6 protein-coding genes are annotated in these 6,787 nt (G+C 47.0%); 4 read left to right on the forward strand and 2 right to left on the reverse strand.

The features are described from left to right. A partial coding sequence (locus tag QTO00_RS11780; RefSeq protein WP_331424987.1) for an ABC transporter permease occupies nucleotides 1–694 on the reverse strand: 694 nt, incomplete at its 3' end. 176 nt (nucleotides 695–870) lie between these two features. Between QTO00_RS11780 and QTO00_RS11785 the strand changes: the two genes are divergently transcribed. Genes QTO00_RS11785 through QTO00_RS11800 form a run of 4 tightly spaced genes read left to right on the forward strand, consistent with a single transcriptional unit; the run spans nucleotide 871 to nucleotide 6,309 of the window. Beyond that, the gene (locus QTO00_RS11785) at nucleotides 871–1,437 is read left to right on the forward strand and encodes a PilZ domain-containing protein (protein WP_331424988.1); all 567 of its coding nucleotides are present in this window, start codon (nucleotides 871–873) and stop codon (nucleotides 1,435–1,437) included. A gap of 8 nt (nucleotides 1,438–1,445) precedes the next feature. Then, the gene (gene mfd, locus QTO00_RS11790) at nucleotides 1,446–4,907 is read left to right on the forward strand and encodes a transcription-repair coupling factor (RefSeq protein WP_331424989.1); all 3,462 of its coding nucleotides are present in this window, start codon (nucleotides 1,446–1,448) and stop codon (nucleotides 4,905–4,907) included. 46 nt (nucleotides 4,908–4,953) lie between these two features. After that, nucleotides 4,954–5,724 carry a peptidoglycan binding protein CsiV gene (locus QTO00_RS11795; protein WP_331424990.1) on the forward strand — a complete coding sequence of 257 codons (771 nt, stop codon included), beginning with the start codon at nucleotides 4,954–4,956 and terminating at the stop codon, nucleotides 5,722–5,724. Nucleotides 5,725–5,769: 45 nt separating this feature from the next. Next, entirely contained in the window at nucleotides 5,770–6,309 is a 540-nt protein-coding gene (locus QTO00_RS11800; protein WP_331424991.1) for a GNAT family N-acetyltransferase, read from the forward strand. A gap of 58 nt (nucleotides 6,310–6,367) precedes the next feature. Here QTO00_RS11800 and QTO00_RS11805 read toward each other — a convergent pair. Beyond that, on the reverse strand, nucleotides 6,368–6,787 hold a 420-nt coding region (locus tag QTO00_RS11805; protein ID WP_443088922.1), incomplete at its 5' end, for an NAD(P)/FAD-dependent oxidoreductase.

Genomic DNA, 6,787 nt, shown 5'->3' on the forward strand with positions numbered 1-6,787 from the left:
CAAAAGGGTCATTAAAAAATAGTCGCCAGCCTGTCATGGTGTCAGGTTTCATTCTCATCAGTCGGCCAGCATCACTAATATGAGTTAACATCAGTTGGCCATCCACATCAGAGCCGGTGTTATAGATACCTGCAATGGTAAACAAACGCTGGCTTGGAATTCGACCCAAAGGAGTGAATTGACTGGCACTGATGACCATCAACCTAACTTTATCGCCTATCGAAACATCCATTGAACGTGCCAACTTATGACCAATAAAAAGCTGATATTGACCAGCTCGTAAGTCTGACATTCGCCCTGCAATTAAATGGCTTTCTATTGGGTCTTGCTCAGACGGTTCAATACCAATCAACAATCCGGCGTTGAGCTGACTGGCACTTTGAATCACCGCCTCACTCTGTACGATCGGTTCCGGTTTTCCTGCCGTAGAAAGTTGTGTGATAAACTCTGGCGCTTGAGAATTGTTTTCTGTCTTGCCGTCTATCTGCGAGATAACCGCTTGAGGCAACACGCCAAGGATGCGCCCTTTGAGCTGTGCTTCGAAGCCGTTCATTACCGAAAGCACTGTCACAAGTGACATGACTCCTATAGTGATACCCGCAGTCGACATGTAAGAGACAAAACGACTAAACCTATCACCGGAACGCCCCCGTAAATAACGCAGCCCTATAAAGGTTGAGACTGGATGAAACATAATAGAAACCAAAGTTAGGGTTGGATGACCTTAGGGTGCTTACTCTACCGATTAAATGTCTTGTCGTGTAGTGTTTAATTGCCAATTAGTGGTTAAAATATGTATTAAACAAAGGGATAGCTTGATTACTTGTCAGCTATAACGATAATCAAGTGATCTAGCAAAAGGAATCAAGCATGGCCGATCAAGAGTTTTTCACCGTTAACCACACAATGACAGTCAACGTCGAAGCTTTGGCTGAAGGAGCGGATTTCCCAAGTTTTGAGAAATTTGAAGGGGAAATTCCTGCACCTTTCATTGTTGCGAGTGAGTTCAGTAGTCTTGATCTTTTAAATGATAGCGCTCGTAACGAACTGAAAAACAGCGATTTTAAACATGTGATTCAACTTCTTGATACGCAAAACTCAAAACTCAACCTACTGCTCACTTTTATGCTATCGCAGCAAGATGAGCCTTCAATGCGCCATAAAACGCACTCGTTTGGTGCCAGTCAGTTCACTTATATCTCTGAGGATACAGTTCCAGTAGACACTAAGGTTCGAGTAAAACTGTTTCTCGAGCACCCTGCAGCGGCAATTTATTGCTATGGCCACATTACACAAATTGAAGCCACGACGGATACTCATTTAGTCACCGTTAAGTACGACTTATTACGCGATCTTGATGAAGACCTTCTTATCAAGGCTGCCCTGTTCCAACAACAAAAGCTTCTACGTCAGCGCTCTCTTGACCGCGACAAGTAAATAGAATTATGTCTAACACCTCATTACTAAATCTGGCGGGAACACAGCTCGCTGGAGACAAAAAACAGATCGGTAACCTACAAGGTGCGAGCTTAGCGCTTGCGATTGCAGAACTTGCCAACCAACACGGCTCTCATACCCTATTAGCCGTTCCCGATCCGCAAACTGCACTCAAACTGCAGCAAGAGATCGAACAGTTTACCTCGCAAGAAGTATCACTGTTCCCAGATTGGGAAACTTTACCATACGATAGCTTCTCACCACACCAAGAGATCATTTCAGACAGAATTTCACGCCTATATCAGTTACCAACACAAGCAAGTGGCATCACCATAGTGCCAATCAACACCTTGCTACAGCGCCAGTCTCCACGTGATTTCTTAATGCAGCATACGCTGATGGTCAAAGTGGGCGATCTGTTCTCATTGGAAAAGCTGAGAATTCAACTCGAAAAATCCGGCTATCGCCACGTTGACCAAGTTTTTGGCCCAGGCGAATACGCAAGTCGCGGCTCTATCCTTGATCTCTTCCCTATGGGGTCCAGTGACCCGTTCCGCATCGACTTCTTCGATGACGAAATAGACACAATTCGTACCTTCGATCCAGAGAATCAACGTTCGATTGAAGACACTCAAGAGATCCGCCTGCTACCCGCGCATGAGTTTCCAACCTCAGAAAGCGCGATTGAAGACTTTAGAATCCGTTGGCGTCAACGTTTTGAAGCGCGTCGCGAGCCTGAATCTGTCTACATGCAGGTATCAAAAGGAACTTGGCCAGCAGGTATCGAATACTGGCAACCACTGTTTTTTGAGCACACTGAAACTCTGTTTGACTACATTCCAGATAACACCCAGCTGCTCACTGTCGGTCAACTTGAGCCGGCGATTGATACCTTCTTAGACGATGTCGACTATCGCTACGAGCAACGTAAGGTCGACCCGTTGCGTCCACTGCTTCCGCCACAAGAACTGTGGTTAAAAAAAGATGAGCTGTTTAGCCAATTCAAGCTGTTGCCTCAAGTCCAACTTTACGTTGAGCCGGTCACAGAAAAGCAAGGACGCAACAACCCAAACCTCTCGGCACTTCCGGAACTCGCGGTACAGCATCAGAACAAAGAGCCGATGGCTGCGCTGCGACAGTTCAGCGAGAGCTTCCCTGGCCAGATTGTTTTCTCTGTCGAATCAGAAGGTCGCCGTGAAGCCCTGTTAGAGTTACTGCAACGAATTAAGCTAAAGCCCAAGGAGAATGGTTGCCTACAAGATGCACTCAACAGCCGCGAAAAATTCAGCCTAATGCTTGGCGCTGCTGAGCACGGTTTCATCTTCGGCGATGAACAGCTAGCCTTTATCTGTGAAAGTGACCTTCTTGGCGATCGCGTTATTCAGCGCCGTCGTAAGGACCGCAAAGCAACCAACAGTGATGCGGTCATTCGCAACCTTGCTGAGCTTCAACCTGGACAGCCGGTAGTGCACATCGATCACGGTATCGGCCGCTACATTGGTCTACAAACCCTCGAAGCCGGTGGCATGACCACCGAATACGTAACACTTGAATACCAAAACGAAGCCAAGCTCTACGTCCCAGTTGCTTCCCTAAACCTAATCAGTCGCTACTCTGGTGGCGCAGAAGGTGGGGCACCAATCCATAAACTGGGTGGCGAAGCTTGGGCGAAAGCAAGACGTAAAGCGGCTGAGAAGGTGCGCGATGTAGCGGCAGAGCTGCTCGATGTCTACGCCAAACGCGAACTGAAACCTGGCTACAAGTTCGAACTCGATCGAGGACAGTACGCCACGTTTAAAGCAGGCTTCCCATTTGAAGAGACAGACGATCAATCAATGGCCATTAATGCTGTAATGTCTGACATGTGCCAAGCCAAAGCTATGGACCGACTAGTGTGTGGTGATGTGGGCTTCGGTAAAACAGAAGTTGCCATGCGCGCCGCTTTCGTAGCAACGGATAATGGCAAGCAGGTTGCTGTATTAGTTCCAACTACCCTACTGGCTCAGCAACACTTTGAGAACTTCCGTGATCGTTTCGCTAACTTGCCAATTCGCGTCGAAGTACTGTCTCGTTTTAAAACCGCCAAAGAACAAAAACAGGTTCTACAAGATATTGAAGAGGGTAAGGTCGATCTTGTCGTTGGTACACACAAACTACTCTCAAATGACATCAAATTTAAAGATCTTGGTCTACTGATCGTCGACGAAGAGCACCGATTTGGCGTGCGCCAAAAAGAGAAGATGAAAGCGATGCGCGCGGATGTGGACATTCTTACCCTTACCGCAACGCCAATTCCACGCACACTAAACATGGCAATGAGCGGTATGCGTGATCTATCGATTATTGCTACACCACCAGCCAGACGCTTAGCGATTAAAACCTTCGTTAGAGAGCGAGATGATGCTGTCGTTCGTGAAGCGGTGCTACGTGAGATCATGCGTGGTGGTCAGGTTTATTTCCTCCACAACCAAGTCGAGACAATTGAAAAAGTCGCCGCCGACCTAGAGAAGTTGGTCCCAGAAGCTCGCATCACGGTCGCCCATGGACAAATGCGTGAACGCGAGCTAGAGCGTATTATGAATGACTTCTATCACCAGCGTTTCAACTTATTGGTGTGTACTACAATTATCGAAACGGGTATTGACGTCCCTACCGCCAACACGATTATTATGGACAGAGCGGATAACCTCGGCTTAGCGCAACTGCACCAATTGCGTGGCCGTGTTGGCCGTTCTCACCACCAAGCCTATGCTTACTTGCTAACGCCGCACCCGAAAGCCATGACCAAAGATGCCATCAAACGTCTTGATGCCATTGCCTCTTTAGAAGATCTTGGTGCAGGCTTTACCCTAGCGACCCATGATTTGGAAATTCGTGGCGCAGGTGAGCTATTAGGTGACGAGCAGAGTGGTCAAATTCAGTCTGTCGGTTTCACGCTCTATATGGAGATGCTCGAGCAAGCCGTCGAAGCGCTAAAAGAAGGCAAAGAGCCGTCACTGGATGAGCTACTGCGCGATCAAACTGAGGTGGAAATGCGCCTTCCAGCTTTGCTTCCCGATGACTATATCCCTGACATCAACACCCGACTATCAATGTATAAGCAAATAGCGAGCGTGAGTAATGGCGATGAGCTTGGCGAACTTAAGATTGAGCTTATCGACCGTTTCGGCCTATTACCGGATGCAGCGAAAAACCTGCTTTCTGTTGCTGAGCTAAAACTGCAAGCGGCGGCGATAAAAGTGAAGAAAATCGAAGCTCACGACAAAGGTGGCTTCATCGAATTCTATCCAGACGCTGACATTAACCCTATGTATTTGGTTAAACTATTGCAATCTCAGCCACAAAAATTCGCAATGGATGGCCCCACTAAGTTCAAGTTTACGATACCATTAGTGGATAGACGTAAACGCATCCAGTTTGTTAGTGACATGTTGGGTGAATTCGAGCAAAATTTATTACCAAAAGTATAAAGCCCAAACTAAATAGAGGTGCCCTGCACCTCATTATGGAGTTGTAATGAAAAAACTGATCCCGCTGCTGCTCATGCTTGTTGCTATGCCTTCTATGGCGCAGCGTCAATTCGATATCGAAGTGATCATTTTTAAACGTGCTGTTGATGCTGAACAAACTTCAGAATCATGGCCTAATCAAATGCCTGCCATTGACCTAGAACGCGCTGGCTCCTTTGCTGATGCGAGCTATCGAAGCAAAAAAGACGTAACCATGCTGCCTGTATCTGAGTATGCGTTAAACGATGAAGTGAAAAAGCTTCAACAACATGCAGGCTTTCAGGTATTGATGCATCGCGCATGGAGACAAGGCGACCAAGGCCGTTTTGGCGCTCCGATTTTCCACGTACAAGCGGGTCGAGACTATTCAGGTAAGTTCAATCCTGATGGTTCAATGATTGAGACACAACAGAGTGAAGTGCTGGAAGGGATTACAGAAGAGAGTATTCCTAAAGCGCTTTACCAACTTGATGGCAAACTACAGGTATACGTAGAGCATTATCTTTATGCTGATGTTCAGCTTGATCTCAAACAGCCGAGCGTAAAAGAGGTGACACTTGAAAGCCACCTGTCTGACGAAATCGACCCGACGCAAATGACCGACAATGACGTGGTTCAAGTAGGCTTAATGGAAGACGTAACGCCTACCGTCCATACGGTCGAGTTTTTGAAAAGCTATCGCTTCGACCAAAAGCGTCGTATGCGCAGTACTGAAACCCATTATCTCGACCATCCTTTGATGGGCATGATCATTCAAGTCAGACGTGTTAACCAGTAACTATATAGCCCTTTGGATCAACGATGCTAAAGGGCTTTTATTTTTATGTCCCCAGATTACCAAATCATCACCTCAGACCTCGTCTTACGCCTCATCACCAGTGAGGAGAGCACTCGCTTGGCAAGCTGCGTCTCCCATTCTCCTAGCCTCCACCGTTGGATTGACTGGTGCAATAAGGACTTTTCCCTGGATGATGCGGAGCGCTTTATTCTAGCCACACGTCTAAATTGGGTCAAAGGAGAGGCTTACGGTTTTGGTATATTTTGCCGCAAGACTGATACTTTGGTTGGCATGGTGGCGATTAATGAGCTTTATCACACCTTCAATATGGCGAGCATTGGCTATTGGATAGCCGACGAGCATCAAGGACAAGGTTTTGCAAAGAGAGCCGTTAACGCACTCGCTGAGTTCTGTTTCGCTCAGCTAAAGCTCACTCGCATCGAGATTGTCTGCGACCCCGATAACCTCCCAAGCCAAAAGCTGATTGAAGCCTGTGGTGGAGAGTTCGAATCCAAAGCTAAAAACCGCTTCATCTTCGACGGAAAGCCCAAAACTGGTCGAGTGTATTCACTAATACCGAGTTAATACAAACCAAAAAGAGCGCTTAAAAAGCGCTCTTTTTCATTACTCAATGAAAATGCAATTAGTGCAATTTTAGGTTTGGTCTGAGCACTCGATTAATACGTCCCATCAGGATGATTAACCCAGTCTTAAACACACCATGAAGCGCCATTTGGTGCAGGCGATATAGCGAGATGTATACAACGCGAGCAATGCGCCCTTCAATCATCATCGAGCCTTTGGTTAGGTTACCCATTAAGCTACCCACTGTTGAGAAGCGGCTTAGAGAAACGAGAGATCCTTTGTCTTCATAAACGTAAGGCTTCAATGCACGCCCGTTCAGCTTAGCGACAATATTCGCATAGGCGCGGCTTGCCATCTGATGCGCAGCTTGAGCACGTGGTGGAACTAAAGACCCATCTGCTTGAGTACACTGGGCCAAATCACCAATAACGAAAATATCGTCATCACGAGTGGTTTGTAGCGTATCTTTCACCACTAG

Source organism: Vibrio sp. M260118 (assembly GCF_036533755.1).
GTDB lineage: Bacteria > Pseudomonadota > Gammaproteobacteria > Enterobacterales > Vibrionaceae > Vibrio.